Below are 17,206 nucleotides of genomic sequence, written 5' to 3'. Positions count from 1 at the left end.
CCCGGAGGCAACTTCCGGGGCGGTTCGGTTTTGGGGAATTTGATTTATGGCTTAATGCGCGCCGGCACCGGCGCGGATGAAGATGCGGAACGCGGTGCGCGCCTCGTCGAAATTGCCGGCCCATTGATGGCCCCGGGCCAGAAGTTCCGGGTAAAGGAAAGTCGGCTCCTGCGGCATCAGCACGAAGATCACGGCACCCGGCGGAAGACGGTCAAGTGCGGCAAGCGTGCGGCTCGCCTGGCCTTCGGCCGTCTCGTCGCTCAGATCGAGATAGATGACCGGATCGGGCCATATCTGCGGCTCCTCGGCATTGCCCGCAAGCGCCGGTGACACGGAAATCTGTTCGGTCTCAGTGGATTGCGGCGTAAACAGCACTTCCCAGTCACCGCCGCCGATTTCCCTGACCTGATGGTCGAAACCGCGCTCGGCCATCACCTTGAAAAGCGGAACGGGCCGGAAGGTGGCGTATAATCGCAGCGCCTCACCGGGAGCAAGCCCGGCCACGGCTTCCATGATGGCCGGAAAGGGCTCGCCGCCGCTCAGCAAAAGCGGCCGCACATCGAGTTCCCTGATCATTTCCGTCATTGCATCACCTCATCTGTCGGCTGGCGGCGGCAAGGGCCAACCGCCAGAGGTCTTTTCACCACACCGCCGGGGCAGGGGTCAATGTTCGGATCCGCAGCAGCATTCGCAGCCGGACATATCGTCTTCGGAACCTTCGGCCTGTTCTTCCAGCCGGCCGATATCGAGACGCCAGACGTCCGGGCCCTGTTCGAGGTATTCCCAGCCGAACTGGCCGGGGAAATTGGTGGCCAGCTGGTAAAGCAGTGGACGGGGATCGTGATCGCTGGTGATCTGTAGCGATTGACCTTCGGTCAACGCGCCAAGCGCACCGAAAATACGCGGATGGCGTTCGCGGTGCGGAATGATGCGCACGTCGATATTGGTTGCGGTTTGGGCTTCGGACATAGGCTGGCTCCACGGCCGCGGATGGAATGATGTCCGGCGGTGCGGCCAGCCGACGGACTGGAAAAACCTATCCGCCGGGCGGTCGGGAGACATTGTCGCCGCGCAAACAAACCTGAGATTCGTCAGGTTCGTCTGCGCGACATGCTTCAGCCGGCAAGGCTGCGATAAATTGCCGGCAGCGCCGATGGCAGCTTGGTGATCCTGTTGACGATGGCATAGCCGTTCTGGCCGAACATGGCCGGAATATAGGATTGCGCTTTGCTGTCCACCGTTACGCCGAAGACGCTGACGCCAGAGCGTCGCGCCTCGGAGACCGCCCGGCGGCTGTCCTCGATGGCGAAGCGGCCCTCATAATGATCGACATCGTTCGGCTTGCCATCCGTCAGCAGCAGAAGCAGCTTGCGGCGCTCCGGCCTCTCACGCAGCTTGGCGCTGGCGTGGCGGATGGCGGGGCCGATGCGGGTGTAGAAGCCGGGTTTCAGCGCCGCGATGCGCCGCTCGATAGTGTGGCCCATCGGCTCATCGAAATCCTTCACCGCTTCCACCCGCACCCAGGAACGGCGGCGGGAGGTGAAGGTCAAGATGGAGTGACTGTCGCCACAGGCGGAAAGCCCGTGGGCAAGCACCAGCAGGGCTTCCTTCTCCACATCGAGCACCCGGCGATTGTCGAACCAGGCATCGGTCGATAGCGACACGTCGACGAGGATCGTTACGGCAAGATCATGCGCCTGTGGGCGGCTTGCCATATGAATGCGGTCGCTGCCCTGTCCACCGGCGGCAATATCGCTTCTGGCGCGAACCACGGCGTCAAGATCGAGATCATTGCCGTCAAGCTGGGCGCGCAGCATCTCGTGGCGTGGCCGCAGCACCTCGAATTGCCGCCTGACCCGGCGGATGAGGCTTCTGGTGTCCGGGTCGGGTTCCGGTGCCGTCTCGGCGTCTTTCGCCGGACCGGCGATCACCCGGCAATGGTCGGCGAGATAGGCACCGCTGCGATAATCCCATTCGGGATAGGTCAGCTCTGCTGTCAGCGGGGTATGGTCCAGTGCTTCAGGCGGCAGGTCGAGATCGAAGCGGAAGCGGGCGGAAGGCCGCCCCTTTCTTTCACCCAGCGTCATATCGTCAAGCTCGTCCGCCGCGCTGCCGTCGGCATCGTCGCTGTCGTCACCCGGCCGGTCGACATTGACCATCTCCGCCATGGCAAGGATTTTTTCGAAACGGTTGAGGATGAAGGGGCTGCGTTCGGTCTGGCGGTTCTCGGTCTTTTCGCGCACGGCGATATGGCGGGCGGCCTCCGCCCCCTGCGGCGCGGCGCCCGCTGCCGGCTGGTCCTCGCTCTGCCGGGCATCGGATGTTTCGCGCAGCAGCGTGTCCGGCCATAGCGGCACCGGCAACATCGGCAGGTAGCGCGGCGGCGCCTTGGCCGGAAGACCGGCGGGTGGCGCAAGGCCGTCGATCCCTGCCGCATCGGCGAGCATGGAAAGCACCCGTTGTTCCACCTGCTGCTCCGCCTGCGGCAGCGGCCGCTTCTGGCGCACCGCGAGCATGGCGGCGCAAAGCCGGCGATACCGGGTCTTCATTCCGGGGAAGGCATGGATGACGGCTTTTGCCAGTTCTCCGGCACGGTCGAGCCGGGCAAGATCGTTGCGAAGCGGGTCGGCGGCCATGACTGGTTCAAGCGGCATCATCGCCATGGCGGCGGCAAGCCAGAGATAAAGATCGCGGTTGAGGCACCGGTCGGGAAACAGATCGAGTACGGGCGGCAGCATCAGCGTGGCATGATCACGTCCGGGCTGGGCGAGCTTCTCTTCGCCAAGACCCATGCGCTGGCGCAGCCTCAGCCGGTGGCTGGAGGTGCGGGCGCGGGCCGGAGCGATCTGCACCGCATGTTCACCGCCAAAACCGCGGAAACATATGGCCAGTACGGCCTGCATATCCTCCAGCTTTACGGCATGATCCGGGAAGCGCAGCCATGTGCCGGTTTCGCCGATCAGCCTGTGCCAGGCGCGGCCGACGGTTTCTTCCAGTTCCAGAAAGTCCAGCATGGTTTATCCTCATGGCATCGGACCGGAACGCGCGGGGCCGCGCAATCCGGTGTGGATATCAAAGCGCCTATCGAATGATCGCATCCGCGACTTCATGCAGCGCGGCCTTCACATCCGGCTCGTCAGTCAGCGGTTCGATCATGGTCGCGCGCACGGCCTGACGGGCGGGAAGGCCGGTATCGATGAGGCTGGCGCAATAGACGAGCAGACGGGTGGAAACGCCTTCTTCCAGATCGTGGCCTTTCAGACCGCGCAGCCGGTGGGCAAGATCGACGAGTGGCTCGACGTCGCGCGCATCCAGCCCGCTTTCATGCGAAACGACGGCGATTTCCTGCTCCCTGGGCAGAAAATCGAATTCAATGGCGACGAAACGCTGGCGGGTGCTGGGCTTCAGGCTCTTTAAAAGGTTCTGGTATCCGGGATTATAGGAAACGACGAGCATGAAACCCGAGGGTGCTTCCAGCACTTCGCCCGTGCGCTCCAGCGGCAGGATGCGGCGGTCGTCGGTGAGGGGATGCAGCACGACAGCCACATCCTTGCGCGCCTCGACGATCTCGTCGAGGTAACATATGCCGCCCTGGCGCACGGACCTCGTCAGCGGGCCGTCCATCCACACGGTTTCGCCGCCTTTCAGCAGGTAACGGCCGGTCAGATCAGCGGCAGCAAGATCGTCGTGGCACGAAACAGTGGAAAGCGGCAGGCCGAGTTTCGCTGCCATATGGCTGACGAAACGGGTCTTGCCGCAGCCTGTCGGGCCTTTCAGCAGCAGCGGCAATTGCCGCACCCAGGCGCTTTCGAACAGCGTGCATTCATTGCCGAGCGGGGTGTAGAACGGCGTGTCCGGCTGGGGCTGAGGGATCGGACGGAATATTGTGTTCATGGTCATCTCCATGTTTGTTGATAAGGAACCGGCTCTCCGGGGGAAAAGGAGAGCCGGTCCGTTTCTCATTCGGCGGGCTGCACGAGGCGGGCAACGTCGCCCTGTTTCTGCTTGCCCGGTACCAGGATTGCCCAGATGAACATGACCGCCGAAATGAGAACAGCGAAACCAGAACCGAGACGGATCCAGTAGAAGATCGCCAGCTGGTCCTGCACATCCATGAAGCTTTCGCCCATGACCCGCTGAAGCTGGATCTGCACCACGCCGGCGAAGGTCAGCGCGAAGGTCATCACCGACATGGCCGTGCACATGACCCAGAAGCTCGTCATCGAAAGCCACTGGTTGTAGGGCGCGCGTTTTTTCATTTCGGGGATGGCATAGGCCATCATCGCAAGGTTCAGCATCACATAGGCGCCGAAGAAGGCGAGGTGCCCGTGGGCGGCGGTAAGCTGCGTGCCGTGGGTGTAATAGTTCACCGAAGACAGCGTGTGCAGGAAGCCCCAGACGCCCGCGCCGAAGAAGGCCATGACCGAGCAGCCGATCGACCACAGAAGCGCGGCGCGGTTCTCATGCTTGCGGCCAGCCTTCCAGGTCATGACGAAGGTGAAGATGACCATGGTGAAGAAGGGGGCCACTTCCAGCGTCGAGAACAGCGAACCGATCCACTGCCAGTAACCCGGCGCGCCGATCCAGTAATAATGGTGACCGGTGCCGAGGATGCCCGAGAAGAGTGCAAGACCGACGATGACATAGAGCCATTTTTCCACCACTTCGCGGTCGATGCCGTTGAGCTTGATCATCAGGAAGGCGAGGATCGACGCCATGATCAGTTCCCACACGCCTTCCACCCAAAGATGGATGACGTACCACCAGTACATCTTGTCGAGCGCCAGATTGATGGGGTTGTAAAAGGCGAAGAGGAAGAAGATCGCCAGACCCCAGAGACCGAAGAGCAGGATGTTGATGACGGTGGTCTTGCGGCCCTTCAGTGCCGTCATGGTGATGTTGAACAGGAACATCAAAACGACAAGCACGATGCCGACCTTGATGGCGAAGGGCTGTTCGAGGAATTCGCGCCCTTCATGGATGCGGAACATATAACCGACCACGGCAACCGCGGCGGCCACCAGGAAGATCCAGAACTGCGCGATGGCGAGCTTGGGGCTGTAAAGCTCCGTTTCCGTTTCTTCCGGCAGAAGATAGAAGGTCGAGCCCATGAAGCCCATCAACAGCCACACGACCAGTGCATTGGTGTGGATCATGCGCACGATGTTGAAGGGCAGAAGCTCGGAAAGCGTGTTGGGCAGCACGTAGATCGTCGCGGCGATGACGCCGAACAGGATCTGCGCCACGAACAGCCCGATTGCGCCGTAAAAATACAGCATGGCGACTTTTTGCGTCTGGTATTTCATCTCGTCATCTCCTTGCCGTCAACCTCAACCCGCATCGTTCGGCGGCCAGTTCTGCGTCTTGATCCGGCTCGTCCATTCGAGGAAGTCGACGAGATCATCGAGTTCCTGTTCGGTGAGATTGAACTGCGGCATCTGGCGCCGGCCCTCGATGCCGGTGGGCTGGGCGGCCATCCAGGCCTTGATGGAATCGCGCGCCGTCTCCTTGTCTTCCACGCCGCCATAGCGCTTCCAGACATTGCCGAGTTCGGGCGCGAAATAGGCGCCTTCGCCGAGCAGCGTGTGACAGTTGATGCAGGAATTTTTCTCCCACACGTGTTTGCCGCGCGCGACGCTTTCCGTCAGCGTGCTTTCATCCGTCGAGGTGGTGCGCATGTAATAATGGCTATGGGCGGTCAGCCCGACGAATATGGCGAAGAAGAAGATGGAGCCGCCGTAAAAGACGTTTCGCGCTCCTGTTTTGGTCAGGCGTTCTGCCATGCCAATGGTCCTTTCCATCCGGAAGACCGCTTATGCGGACTGGCTTGATCGAACCCTCTTGCCGGGATTTGCCAGCAGGCTGGGGGTCTGAAGCCTTTCTAGCCGCTGGTCGCCGGCGTTCTTTGCCATTTGGCAAACAAGTGGAGAGGTGGTGTGGTCCGCCTTTTCAGAGCGACAAAATGCCCTGCAGGAACGCCCGCAAAAGGGCTGCGGCGGCAAAGATTGCGGGCCATGCCAGAAGTGCCGTGCGCAGCAGGCCCCGCTCTTCGCCAAAACCCAGAAAGTCGTCGATGACGCGTCTGGATTTCATGAGCGCGAAAAGCAGCATCAGGCAGGCGGCGGCAACGGGCGGCAGAAGCGCTGCCTTCCACGAGGTGACGACAGCCGTACCGGCGAGAACAAGAATGGCGAGCACTGCAAAACTTCTTGCGAGCTGGCGGGAGGTGCGGTGGATCATGACTGTCAAACCAGATAGACGATGGGAAAAATGACGATCCAGACCAGATCGATGACATGCCACAGCGTCGTCACCAGCGTGACATTCTCGTTTTTCGGGAAGACTGCGACGAGAAACAGCAGCATGGCCACGAAGACCACATGCAGCAGGTGGAAGCCGGTGAGCAGGAAATAGAGCTCGAAGAACGCGCCGTAGGCTGGGTCAGACGCGAAGGCGATTTCGGTGGAATATTCATGGAGCTTCACTCCGACGAAAGCGAAACCCAGCAGGCCGGCAAGGACCAGCGCCCGTCTTTTGCCCGCCAGCGCCGTGTGGCGGCTGGCCGCGACGGCCGCCTGCCAGCCGCTTGCCAGCAAAATCAGGGTGTTGAAGCCGGCAAGCTGCGGCTGCAGATGCTGGCGCGCGGCGGCGAACGCATCAGGGTTGAGGGCGAAGGCGATGATGAAGGCGCCGGTCAGCGCGCCGAAGGCGGCAAGTTCGCTCCAGACCAGAATCCATAAAAGCAGGTTTCCGCTTTCCTCTTCCGTATTGATCGCCATGGCCTCGCCCGTAATTGTAAAACAGCAAGCCACGCTTATGCGTCCTCAAACCCCGCTTCTTTGCGGTCGGTCAAAGAAGGGAGCGCGCAAAGCCCTATTGTCATGACAAAGCGCAACTCTGGAAAATGGAGCTTCCCATGAACGACGCGCAGGTCGGGCTGATTGTCGCAACTCCTATTATCATTGGCTTTGCGGTGCTGTTGTACCGTATGGGAGTGTTGCAGCGCATGGGCGCGGTTTCCGCCGTGCTGGCCTCCGTGGCCATTGCTTCGGTGCTGTTCCTGAACCAGTGAGAAGACAGTCGCATGCTTGAACTTGTCGCCGCTCTTTCGCTTTTTGTGGCGCTGCATTCCATTCCCGCCGTGCCTGCCGTGCGCGGCCGGTTGATTGCGGCGATCGGCCGGCCCGCCTATTTCGGGGCTTATTCCGTGGTCTCGCTTCTGGCGCTGGGCTGGGTGTTTTATGCCGCGCTGTCGGTGGATTATATTCCGCTTTGGGATGTCGCGCCCTGGCAGGCGCATGTCACCTTTCTGGCAGCGCCGATTGGTCTGTTTTTCGTGCTCGCTGGCCTTCTCAGCGTCAATCCGCTTTCCATTTCCGTGCGGCAGGGAGATAAACCGGGGGCGATCGTGCGCATCACGCGGCATCCGGTGCTTGTCGGTTTCCTGTTTTGGTCGCTCGGCCATGTCGTGCCGAATGGCGACCTGCGTTCCGTCATCCTGTTCGGCGGTTTTGCGCTGTTTTCGCTTGGCGGAATGGCGAAGACTGAAAAACGCGCGCGGAAAAGACTGGGTAATGCGTGGAGCGCGGCGGCCGCTAAAAACGCAACGATCCCTTTCGCAGCAATCCTTTCCGGCAAAACGCGCCTCGCCGTGGACGGGCCGATGCTGCTAGCCGCGGCGCTGACAGGGTTGACGGTCTGGTGGCTGCTGGCCGGCGGCCATGCCGCGCTCTTTGGCGCGGACCCCATGGCCTATTTCTGATCGCTCACGACGTCTTCACTACGTGCGGCTGCCATATCGGCGCCTGCGGTGCGGAGCCGATACCGAGTTGATCGATGGCGCGGGCGGCGAGCTGGTCGACAATATCGAGGACGCTTTGCGGCCTGTTATAAAAGGCCGGCACCGGCGGCATGACGATGGCGCCTGCCTCCGTGACAGTGCACATGTTGCGCAGATGGATGAGATGCAGCGGCGTCTCGCGGGTCATCAGCACCAGCTTCCGGCGTTCCTTCAAATGCACATCGGCAGCGCGGGTGACGAGATTGTCCGAAAACCCGGTTGCAATGGCGGCAAGTGTGCGCATGGAGCAGGGGGCGATAATCATGCCCGCCGTCGGGAAGGAGCCGCTGGCGATCGCCGCACCGATATCATCAACGGCGTGATTGACGCCGGCGAGCGACAACATCCGCCCCATTGCTTGCGCACCGTCCTCCTGCAGCACGGTGCGTCTGGCGGATTGCGACAGGACGAGATGGATTTCGACGTTCTTCATATCGGAGAGGCGCTCGATGATGCGCAGCGCAATGCCGGCACCCGATGCACCGGTGACGCCGACCACGACGCGGCACAGGTTCATGGTCGTTCTCCAAGTCCGAGATCACGCCACATCAGATCCACCTTTGCGATGACGTCAGGTGTCATGGAGAGCACACGGCCCCATTCGCGCTCCGTCTCCGGCGAAAGCTTGCGGGTGGCGTCCAGCCCCATCTTGCCGCCGAGGCCGGTTTTCGGCGAGGCGAAGTCGAGATAATCGATCGGCGTATCGTCGATGATCGTTGTATCGCGCGAGGCGTCGAAACGGGTGGAAAGCGCCCAGATCACATCCGCCCAGCTGCGCACATTGATGTCGGGATCGACCAGAATGATGAGCTTCACATAGCTGAACTGCGGCAGCATCGACCACAGGCCCATCATCACCCGCTTTGCCTGGCCGGGATAACGCTTGTCGATGGAGGCGACCATGACGCGGTAGGAACAGGCTTCCGGCGGCATCCACAGATCGACGATTTCCGCAAACTGCCTCTTCACGAGCGGCAGGAAAATCTCGAGCATGGCTTCGCCGAGAACCGAGGGCTCATCCGGCGGCCGACCGGTATAGGTGGAAAGATAGATGGGGTCGCGGCGCGTGGTGATGGCCGACAGCGTCATGATCGGAAAGGCTTCGACGGAATTATAATAGCCGGTGTGGTCGCCATAGGGGCCTTCCATTGCCGTTTCCGTGGCCGAAACAGTACCTTCCAGCACGATCTCGGCATTGGCAGGCACCGGCATCGGCACCGTCAATGCCTTCGCGATGCGGCTTTTCGAGCCGCGCAGCAGGCCGGAAAAACCAAGCTCGCTGATATGTTCAGGAAGCGGCATGACGGCGGAAAGAATGGTGGCGGGATCAGTGCCGATGGCGACGGTAACGGGCATATCCAGCCCGCGTGCCTGCCACAGCCGGTGGTGCTGCGCGCCGCCGCGATGCGCCAGCCAGCGCATGATCACGCTGTCCGGCCCCAGCACCTGCATGCGATAGATGCCAACATTGATATCGTCGGGGTCATCAGGCGAACGGGTGATGACCAGCGGCCAGGTGATAAGCGGGGCCGGTTCGCCCGGCCAGCACCATTGCACCGGCAGGCGGGCAAGATCAACTACATCGCCTGTCAGTACCTTTTCCTGCACCGGCGCGCGGGAGACGTTGCGTGGCCGCATGGACAGTGCGGCTTTCAGCAAAGGCAGCTTACCCCATGCCTCGGCCATGGATTTCGGCGGCCGTGGTTCGCGCAATTCGGCAAGCTTTTGTCCAAGTGCTGGCAGGCCGCCCGTTTCCAGCCCCAGCCCCCATTCGATGCGTTGCCGCGTGCCGAAGAGATTGGCAAGCAGCGGCATGTCCCGCACCTTGCCCTCATGGTCGACGGGTTGCTCGAACAGCAGCGCTGGCCCGCCATCGGCGAGCACCCGGCGGTGGATTTCGGTGATTTCGTGCACCAGCGAGACCGGCTGGCGGATTCGCCGCAGCTGCCCGCGTTCTTCCAGCAACCGGACGAAACCGCGCAGATCGGCTGCGTGGGCGGGTTTAATTTCTGTTTTCTCGTCTCTCATGCCGCCTGTTTGCCGGTGGCGGTGCGGCATGTCCTTGCGCTGCCGCAAATGCGGCTTCAGTGCGAACGAAGATAGTCGGCAAGAACGAGGGCGTGGTTGTGTTCGGTATCATGGGCGGCATAAAGCAGCGTGACGCGGCCCTTCGCCATCAGCTCCTTCATGCGCGCCACGGCATCGGGATTGGCGGCCAGCTCCTCATGATAGTGCCGGGTGAATTCCGCAAAACGCGACGGCATATGCGAGAAACTCTTGCGCAATTCGTTGCTGGGCGCAATGTCCTTCATCCACAGCGAAAGCTGTGCGGTTTCCTTGCGCATGCCGCGTGGCCACAGCCGGTCCACCAGAATGCGTGCGCCGTCATCATCGCTGGCGGCATCATAAATCCGTTTGATCCTTATATCGGACATGGGCGGCCTCCTTCGCTTCGCAAGTGAATGATTTATAGCGGCTTTTGTGAAGCCGCGCCCGAAAATCTCTCTGTCTTTGCGTTCGCTCAAACCGGTGTCGGCGCGCTGCGGTTAGGTTCCTGCCCGCAACTGACCTGACAGGACCATCTATGAGACCGTTTCCCGCCGCCATCGCTACCCCCATGAATTTTATGCCTCTTGCCATGGTGCAGCGAGCGACGGCGGCGATGCTGGCGCAGATCATGAAACGGCATCCTGATCTGTTCGGCCGGCTCGGTGAGCATAGCGGCAAACGTTATGCCTTCCTGCCGGTCGATCTGCCCTTCGCCTTCATGGTCGAGCCGGCGCGTCCGGCCATCACCGTCAGCCGAAAGGGCCGCTTGCCCAAGGTGGATGCGGCGGTGGAAGGGCCGCTTTTCATGCTGCTGGCGCTGATGGAGGGGCGGCAGGATGCCGATGCGCTGTTCTTCTCGCGGGATCTCAGCGTGACCGGCGACATGGAGGCGATGCTGGCACTGCGCAATGCGCTTGATGACAGCGGCATTGATCTGCCGCGCGATCTCGGTGCCTCTGCCGGGCCTTTCGCGCTGGTGGTAACGGGCCTTGCAAACCGCCTGCGCGGCCATGTTCTTTCGGATACACGGGGAGGTGAGGCATGGAGCTGATCTGTCCTGCGGGAACGCCCGCCGCCTTCCGCGAGGCCGTGGATGCCGGGGCGGACGCGGTCTATTGCGGCTTTCGCGATGAAACCAATGCCCGCAATTTTCCCGGCCTCAATTTTTCCCGCGAAGAGCTTGCCGAAGCCATCGCCTATGCGAAGAAGCGCGGCGTCCAGACTTTCGTCGCGCTCAACACCTTCATGCGCGCGGGCAATGAGGATATCTGGTATCGCGGTGCGGCCGATGCCGTGAAGGCGGGGGCGGATGCGCTGATCCTTGCCGATTTCGGTCTGATGGCGCATGTGGCGGAACACCACCCGCAGCAGCGCATCCATGTCTCCGTGCAGGCCTCCGCCTCCAATGCGGACGCTGTGAACTTTCTCGTCGATGCCTTCGGCGCGAAACGCGTGGTGCTGCCGCGCACGCTGACGATTTCCGACATCGCCCGGCTGGCGCGGCAGATCCGCTGCGAAATCGAAATCTTCGTGTTTGGCGGCCTCTGCGTCATGGCGGAGGGGCGTTGCTCGCTCTCGTCTTACGCCACCGGAAAATCCCCCAACATGAACGGCGTCTGCTCGCCAGCAAGCCATGTGCGTTATCGGCAGGACGGGCAGGAGCTAGTGTCGGAACTCGGCGATTACACCATCAACCGCTTTCCGGAAGGCGAAGCGGCGGGTTATCCGACGCTGTGCAAGGGCCGTTTCGAGATTGCCGATGACAAGTCCTATGCCTTCGAGGACCCGGTGTCGCTTGATGTGATGAACCAGATCGATGCGCTGCGCGAAGCGGGGGTCAGCGCGCTGAAGATCGAGGGCCGCCAGCGCGGCAAGGCCTATGTGGCGGAAGTGGTTTCCACCCTGCACCGGGCGCTGGCCGCCAGTGCCGAAGAGCGGGGACGGCTGCTCTCACGCCTGCGGCTGTTAAGTGAAGGCCAGCGCACAACTGTCGGTGCTTATGAGAAACGCTGGAGATGATGGCGATGGCAAAGCCCGCAAAAGTCACATTGGCGCTCGGCCCGGTTCTTTATCTCTGGCAGGGCGAGAAATGGCGCGATTTCTATTTCCGTATCGCGGATGAAGCGCCCGTCAGCCATGTCTATCTCGGTGAAACCGTCTGTTCCAAACGGTTTCATTTCGCCGAGCCGCATCTCGCCGACGTGATCGAGCGGCTGGAGAGTGCCGGAAAGCAGGTGATCCTCTCGACGCTTTCACTGGTGACGCTGGAGCGGGAAAGCCGCCACCTGCGCGGCCTGATCGCCGACAGCCCCTATCCGGTCGAGGCGAACGATCTTTCCGCGCTCGGCATGCTGCACGGCACGCCGCATGTCGTCGGGCCAATGGTGAACGTTTATAATGCCGCGACCGCGCGGCTGCTTTCTTCTCGTGGGGCGAGTGCCATCTGCCTGCCGCCGGAACTGCCGATGACCTCGGTGGAGCGCATCGTGGTGGAGACGCCTGATGTGGACTTCGAAATCCTTGCCTTCGGCCGCCTGCCGCTCGCCATTTCGGCGCGCTGCGCCCATGCCCGCGCCAAGGGCAATATCAAGGATAATTGCCAGTTCGTCTGCGGCGACGATCCGGATGGATTGCCGGTACGCACGCTCGACCGGCAGTCGTTTCTGGCGCTGAACGGCGTACAGACGGTGTCGCATACCTGCCAGTCGCTGCTTGGCGAATTGCAGGATCTGGCCGCCGCCGGCATTTCCCGCTTCCGGCTGTCGCCGCAGGACTGCGACATGGTCGCCGTGGCGCAAATCCATGACGATGTTCTGGCCGGCAGGCGGGAGGCGGAGGACGGTCTTGCCCATCTCGGGCACATCTATCCGGACGTGCCCTTTTCCAACGGTTTTCACCACGGGCAGGAAGGGGCGGCCTGGATCGCACGTGCCCGCAACACGGCGCATGGGGTGAATGCATGACGACGAACGGGCAAAGCGAGCAAAAGCTGCCCGCAGCCGCACCGGGCGGAGCGGATATCGCGGCGGCAATCCATCTGGTGCGCGATATTGTCTTGCAGAGCGCGCTTGATTGCAGCTGCCGCGACAGGGTGCACGAGGCGCTGCGCGAGCTGGAGGATTTCGAGCGCCAGCGCAATATCGTCAAGCTTCTGGCCGCCGCCCGCGAGGAGCGGCGCAAGATCGCGCTTTTGACCGAGATGCTCTGCGATTTCGCCGAAGACGACACGGTGGATGAAGGTGTGGTCGAAACCGCAAGCCTGATGTTTCTCGATATCGCTGCCGCCGCCCAGGAGGGTTCGCGAATCCTGCGGGACGCGCTCTCACTCAAGAAGGATGAATAAATCCCTGTTTTCGGCCCTGTTTGATCCTGCGCAAAGAGCGGGCGCTTGCAAAATGTCATTTCCGGGTGGTGACGCGCCGGGACCGGAAGACAGGTCTGAGCGGGTGTCACGCGCATTATGGCGCTTCCGGCGCGAAAGGATCAGGACCATGGCCCATCTCACCCGTCGTCAGGCTCTTTCAGCCTTTTCCGGGCTCGCGGTCGCGACACTTGCCGCACCGCATGTTGCGAAGGCGGAAGCGCCGCTCACCTTTTATGGCCCTCCGGCCGCGCCGTCGGCCGTGCTGGCCCATGCGGTAAAGGGCGGGTTCCTGAAGGATGTCGCACCCGGAGCCGTCTTCAAAGCCTGGAAAACCCCGGATGAAATGCGTGCCGCCGTCGCCTCCGGCTCCATGGGAGCGATGGTGATGCCGAGCTACGGCGTCGCCAATCTCCACAATCGCGGCCTCGGCCTCGGGCTGTTGAACGTGCTGACCACGGGCCTGCTCTATATCGTTTCGAAAGACGGGACGCTGAACTCCCTGCAGAGCCTTTCCGGCAAGACCCTCGCTTTGCCGTTCAAGAACGACATGCCCGATTTCGTGCTGCGCCGCCTTGTTGCCGAAAACGGCCTGAAGCCCGGCGACATCAAGCTGGAATATGCCGCTTCGCCGCCGGAAGCCGTGCAATTGCTGCTGACGGGACGGGTGGATGCCGCCCTGCTGAGCGAGCCGGCCGCGACCGCCGTGCTCATCAAGGCGAAGTCTTTTTTCATGACCGTCCATCGCACCATCGATATTCAGCGGGAATGGGCGAAGGTGGCCGGCAAGGCTGAAATTCCGCAGGCTGGCCTCGCCTTGACATCGCCAGTCCAGCAAAAACTCGGCAGGGCCGGCATCGAGGCTTTGCAGGGCGCCATGGAGACGGCGCTCGCCAGCGCCGTAGCCGATCCGAAGACGGCGGCCGATGCGGCCGCCGATGCCTTGGGTTTCCCGCCGGAAATCATCGCCGCCTCCTTTCCGACAAGTCATCTATGCGCCCTGAAGGCAAGCGCTGCGCGCGCCGATCTCGAGGCGTTCTACGATGAGCTTGCCAAGGCCGACCCGGCAATCATCGGCGGCCGGCGGCCGGATGACGGGTTTTATCTGGTGTAGCAGGCATGAACCGCATTCTCGAAAGTCTTGGCTGGATGGGCCGCTATCTCTGGGCGGGCTGGGCCGGGCTTTCAGGCATTTTCTGTTTTCTCGCCGCCTGGCAGGCCGGGCATGAGATTTATGGCTCCTTCATCCTGCCTTCACCGGGGGAGACCTTCGCGGCAATGGGGCTTCTGGCGGCGCGGCCGGATTTCTTCGCCATCCTGTCGCAGAGCGCCGTCAGGGCCCTGACCGGCTTTGCCATCGCCGCCGGCATCGGCACGGTGGCGGGCGTGCTGGCGGGCTATTCCTTCGCGGCCATGCGGTTGATGAAGCCTGTCGTCACCGTTCTGCTCGGCGTGCCGCCCATCGGCTGGATCGTGCTGGCGCTTATCTGGTTCGGCTCGTCGGGGGGCACGGCCGTCATGACCGTCATCATCGCCTCGGCTCCCGTGTCCTTTGCCGGTGCGCTGGAAGGTGTCGCCAAGCGGGACCGTCAGCTGGAGGTGATGGCGCAGGCCTTCGGCGCTCCGTGGTTTTACCGGCTGCGCACCGTCACCATGCCGCATGTGCTCTCCTACCTCTTCCCGGCCTGGACGACGACGGCCGGAAGCGCGTGGAAAGTAACCGTCATGGCCGAACTCCTTTCGAATTCCGGCGGCATTGGCGGCGAACTGGCCACCGCACGCGCGCTGTTCGACATCGCACAGGTCAGCGCCTGGCTCGCCATCACCGTCACGCTGGCGCTGCTGACCGATTACGGCCTGCTGCATCTGCTGCGCGAGGCGCTGGAACGCTGGCGCGCCGCCGGGCTGCCATGGGGTGTCAAACGATGAGCGACCGTTCCATCCTGCGCTTCGAACATGTCGGCCACGCCTTTCTCGGTCGCAGCCTGTTCGAGAATTTCGATCTCGGCATCGCGCCCGGGGAAACCGTGGCGCTGCTTGGCCCCTCCGGCAGCGGCAAGACGACGATTTTGCAGATCGCGGCTGGTATCATCGATCCTGTTCGCGGCCGCGTGCACCGCCATTATCGCCGGCAGGGGCTGGTGTTTCAGGAGCCAAGGCTTTTGCCGTGGATGACACTTATCGACAATATCGCCTATGGCCTTGCGGCGGCCGGCATGCCGAAACGGGAGCGGCGCGAAAGGGCGGGCCTTTTCGCGCTGGAAGTCGGTTTGGAGGCGGGGGATTTCGGCAAATATCCGGTGGAACTCTCCGGCGGCATGCGCCAGCGCGCCGGCGTTGCGCGGGCGCTCGCCGTGGAGCCGGACATGCTGTTTCTGGACGAGCCCTTCAGCGCCGTCGATGTCGGCCTGCGCCGTCATTTGCAGGAGCTTCTGGTGGGCGCCGCCTGCCGGCGCGGTTTTTCCACCCTTCTCGTCACCCATGATCTTCATGAGGCGTTGCTGGTTGCCGACCGGCTGATCGTGCTCTCCGGCGTCGATGGTCGCGTCATTGCCGCGCATAAGCCCGCCGGTTCGCCGGGCCGGCGCATGGCGCGGGCGGTTTTCGACGAAGCGGAACGCCTGTCCGAGAGCCCGGCCTTCGCCGAACTGTTTTCGGCAAAGGAGCGGGTGCGATGAGGCAGCCCCCCATCCTTTCCGAAGCACTGCGGCTGTTTTTCCCGCTGGCCGCCCTGCACGGCGCGGGCTGGCCCTTCCTGTGGGTCGTCATCGGTGGTTATGCCCTGCCTTTTGCCGATGCGGTGCCTGCATCGCAATGGCACGCCCATGAAATGATCTTCGGCACCTATGGCATGGCACTTGCCGGTTTCCTCGGCTCGGCGGTGCCGGAATGGACGGATGCGAAGCCGGCGCAGGGACGAACGCTGCTTCATCTCGCCGGTCTCTGGCTGCCGGGCCGCCTTATCGGCTTTCTCGGGATGGAGGCATGGAGCCTGTTTGCGGGTTTTTTCGATCTCGTCTTTCTGCTTGCGCTCTCTGTTCTCATCGGCAGGGCGATGCTGGCGCGGCGCACGATGAAACACCTGGCATTCCTTATCTGGCTTCTTCTGTTTACGGCGGCTGAAGCGGGTGTGCGTTATGCCTGGTGGAGCGGCGATCCTGAATTTGCATCCCGCTTTCTGGAAGCGGCGCTGTGCATCTTCACCGTGCTGTTTTCACTCTCCGCCGCGCGTATCAATGTGGTCGTCATCAATCTGGCGCTCCATCCGGGTGGCGAGACCACGCCTTACCGGCCGCATCCCGGCCGCCAGCATATGGCGGGCGCCATGGTGACGCTTTACATGGCGGCGAAGCTTTTCTTTCCGCTAAGCGATGTCTGCGCCTGGCTTTCGCTTGCGGCCGGGGCCGCCTTTTTCGACCGGCTGGCCGAATGGTTCATCGGGCGTGCCGCCTTCAAGACCGAGGTGCTGTTGCTCGGTCTCGGCAACGCCTTTGCGGGCGCGGGTTTTCTGGCGCTCGGCGCAACAAGGCTCGGTTTTTCCGTCACGCCCGCCGCAGGGCTGCATCTGCTGTCGGTCGGGGCGCTGGGATGCGCGATCATGGCCGTCTTCATCATTGCCGGGCTGCGGCATACGGGCCGCAACCTGACGCATCTGCCATGGCAGGCGCATGTGGCCGCCCTTCTGATGGTGATGGCGGGGCTGGTCCGCATCCTGCCGGAATTCGATTTTGCCGCAACATTGTCACCCTATCACCATGGCCTCAGCGCCATTTTGTGGGCGGCGAGTTTCGGGGTCTGGTTGCAGGGCTTTCTGCCCTTCATGCGCGCGCCTGGCATCGATGAGGCGGGGGCATGCGGATGAGAGACACCTTGCCCCGCGGCGGCGACATCACTGTCCCGACCGGTTTGTTTATTTTTTTGGCAAAAGCACAAAGTGAAATCAGTGACTTAGGGGA

Annotated in this window: 21 protein-coding genes; 10 read left to right on the top strand and 11 right to left on the bottom strand. The window is 62.3% G+C overall.

Annotated features, from left to right (window positions below; translation table 11 throughout):
• Positions 1-51 precede the first annotated feature (51 nt).
• The 8 genes from EM858_RS12250 to EM858_RS12215 all read right to left on the bottom strand — a co-directional run bounded on the left by EM858_RS12250 (position 52) and on the right by EM858_RS12215 (position 6,779).
• Positions 52-585 (bottom strand): DUF2249 domain-containing protein, encoded by a 534-nt coding sequence (locus EM858_RS12250; RefSeq protein WP_065117775.1) that lies wholly within the window; start codon positions 583-585, stop codon positions 52-54.
• A 78-nt stretch (positions 586-663) separates the two neighbouring features.
• Complete coding sequence (locus tag EM858_RS12245) at positions 664-969, bottom strand: DUF2249 domain-containing protein (RefSeq protein ID WP_164865414.1); 306 nt, start codon at positions 967-969, stop codon at positions 664-666.
• 146 nt (positions 970-1,115) lie between these two features.
• Positions 1,116-3,014 carry a nitric oxide reductase activation protein NorD gene (locus tag EM858_RS12240; RefSeq protein ID WP_127756847.1) on the bottom strand — a complete coding sequence of 633 codons (1,899 nt, stop codon included), beginning with the start codon at positions 3,012-3,014 and terminating at the stop codon, positions 1,116-1,118.
• A 67-nt stretch (positions 3,015-3,081) separates the two neighbouring features.
• The gene (locus EM858_RS12235) at positions 3,082-3,894 is read right to left on the bottom strand and encodes a MoxR family ATPase (protein ID WP_127756846.1); all 813 of its coding nucleotides are present in this window, start codon (positions 3,892-3,894) and stop codon (positions 3,082-3,084) included.
• Between the two features lie 65 nt (positions 3,895-3,959).
• Entirely contained in the window at positions 3,960-5,306 is a 1,347-nt protein-coding gene (locus EM858_RS12230; RefSeq protein ID WP_110758675.1) for a nitric-oxide reductase large subunit, read from the bottom strand.
• A 24-nt stretch (positions 5,307-5,330) separates the two neighbouring features.
• Positions 5,331-5,783 (bottom strand): cytochrome c, encoded by a 453-nt coding sequence (locus tag EM858_RS12225; RefSeq protein WP_046800955.1) that lies wholly within the window; start codon positions 5,781-5,783, stop codon positions 5,331-5,333.
• A gap of 166 nt (positions 5,784-5,949) precedes the next feature.
• The gene (locus EM858_RS12220) at positions 5,950-6,240 is read right to left on the bottom strand and encodes a hypothetical protein (RefSeq protein WP_065117942.1); all 291 of its coding nucleotides are present in this window, start codon (positions 6,238-6,240) and stop codon (positions 5,950-5,952) included.
• Positions 6,241-6,245: 5 nt separating this feature from the next.
• The gene (locus EM858_RS12215; RefSeq protein WP_127756845.1) at positions 6,246-6,779 is read right to left on the bottom strand and encodes a cytochrome c oxidase subunit 3; all 534 of its coding nucleotides are present in this window, start codon (positions 6,777-6,779) and stop codon (positions 6,246-6,248) included.
• Between the two features lie 137 nt (positions 6,780-6,916).
• On the opposite strand from EM858_RS12215, the gene EM858_RS12210 reads away from it, so the two are divergent.
• Together EM858_RS12210 and EM858_RS12205 are read left to right on the top strand one after the other, a co-directional pair.
• Positions 6,917-7,072 carry a hypothetical protein gene (locus EM858_RS12210; protein ID WP_003520964.1) on the top strand — a complete coding sequence of 52 codons (156 nt, stop codon included), beginning with the start codon at positions 6,917-6,919 and terminating at the stop codon, positions 7,070-7,072.
• 12 nt (positions 7,073-7,084) lie between these two features.
• On the top strand, positions 7,085-7,762 hold the full coding sequence (locus EM858_RS12205; RefSeq protein WP_127756844.1) for an NnrU family protein: 678 nt from the start codon (positions 7,085-7,087) through the stop codon (positions 7,760-7,762).
• 4 nt (positions 7,763-7,766) lie between these two features.
• Here EM858_RS12205 and EM858_RS12200 read toward each other — a convergent pair whose 3' ends face one another.
• Genes EM858_RS12200 through EM858_RS12190 form a run of 3 tightly spaced genes read right to left on the bottom strand, consistent with a single transcriptional unit; the run spans position 7,767 to position 10,275 of the window.
• Positions 7,767-8,351 carry a UbiX family flavin prenyltransferase gene (locus EM858_RS12200; protein ID WP_205529923.1) on the bottom strand — a complete coding sequence of 195 codons (585 nt, stop codon included), beginning with the start codon at positions 8,349-8,351 and terminating at the stop codon, positions 7,767-7,769.
• Positions 8,352-8,353: 2 nt separating this feature from the next.
• Positions 8,354-9,868 carry a UbiD family decarboxylase gene (locus EM858_RS12195; RefSeq protein WP_162936923.1) on the bottom strand — a complete coding sequence of 505 codons (1,515 nt, stop codon included), beginning with the start codon at positions 9,866-9,868 and terminating at the stop codon, positions 8,354-8,356.
• 56 nt (positions 9,869-9,924) lie between these two features.
• Positions 9,925-10,275 (bottom strand): DUF488 domain-containing protein, encoded by a 351-nt coding sequence (locus EM858_RS12190; RefSeq protein WP_080820490.1) that lies wholly within the window; start codon positions 10,273-10,275, stop codon positions 9,925-9,927.
• Positions 10,276-10,424: 149 nt separating this feature from the next.
• Here EM858_RS12190 and EM858_RS12185 point away from each other — a divergent pair, with 149 nt between their 5' ends.
• The 8 genes from EM858_RS12185 (at position 10,425) to EM858_RS12150 (ending at position 17,112) form a co-directional block, all read left to right on the top strand.
• Positions 10,425-10,940 carry an SCP2 domain-containing protein gene (locus EM858_RS12185; RefSeq protein ID WP_080820492.1) on the top strand — a complete coding sequence of 172 codons (516 nt, stop codon included), beginning with the start codon at positions 10,425-10,427 and terminating at the stop codon, positions 10,938-10,940.
• Complete coding sequence (locus EM858_RS12180) at positions 10,931-11,908, top strand: peptidase U32 family protein (RefSeq protein WP_080820494.1); 978 nt, start codon at positions 10,931-10,933, stop codon at positions 11,906-11,908. Before EM858_RS12185 ends, EM858_RS12180 begins: the two co-directional genes overlap by 10 nt.
• Positions 11,909-11,913: 5 nt before the next feature.
• The gene (locus EM858_RS12175; RefSeq protein WP_080821064.1) at positions 11,914-12,852 is read left to right on the top strand and encodes a U32 family peptidase; all 939 of its coding nucleotides are present in this window, start codon (positions 11,914-11,916) and stop codon (positions 12,850-12,852) included.
• A complete protein-coding gene (locus EM858_RS12170) occupies positions 12,849-13,232 on the top strand; it encodes a hypothetical protein (RefSeq protein WP_080820496.1) in 384 nt (127 codons plus the stop codon). The genes EM858_RS12175 and EM858_RS12170 overlap by 4 nt, the downstream gene beginning before the upstream one ends.
• A 148-nt stretch (positions 13,233-13,380) precedes the next feature.
• Positions 13,381-14,364: an ABC transporter substrate-binding protein gene (locus EM858_RS12165; protein ID WP_080820498.1), complete on the top strand. Its 984-nt coding sequence runs from the start codon at positions 13,381-13,383 to the stop codon at positions 14,362-14,364.
• A gap of 5 nt (positions 14,365-14,369) precedes the next feature.
• On the top strand, positions 14,370-15,179 hold the full coding sequence (locus EM858_RS12160) for an ABC transporter permease (RefSeq protein ID WP_127756843.1): 810 nt from the start codon (positions 14,370-14,372) through the stop codon (positions 15,177-15,179).
• On the top strand, positions 15,176-15,928 hold the full coding sequence (locus EM858_RS12155; protein ID WP_080820501.1) for an ATP-binding cassette domain-containing protein: 753 nt from the start codon (positions 15,176-15,178) through the stop codon (positions 15,926-15,928). Before EM858_RS12160 ends, EM858_RS12155 begins: the two co-directional genes overlap by 4 nt.
• Entirely contained in the window at positions 15,925-17,112 is a 1,188-nt protein-coding gene (locus EM858_RS12150; RefSeq protein ID WP_127756842.1) for an NnrS family protein, read from the top strand. The genes EM858_RS12155 and EM858_RS12150 overlap by 4 nt, the downstream gene beginning before the upstream one ends.
• Positions 17,113-17,206: the final 94 nt, after the last annotated feature.

The organism is Agrobacterium sp. CNPSo 2736, from assembly GCF_004005385.1.
GTDB lineage: Bacteria > Pseudomonadota > Alphaproteobacteria > Rhizobiales > Rhizobiaceae > Agrobacterium > Agrobacterium leguminum.
Note: the sequence above shows the minus strand (reverse complement) of the source record. Positions and strands in the feature narration are given on the sequence as shown.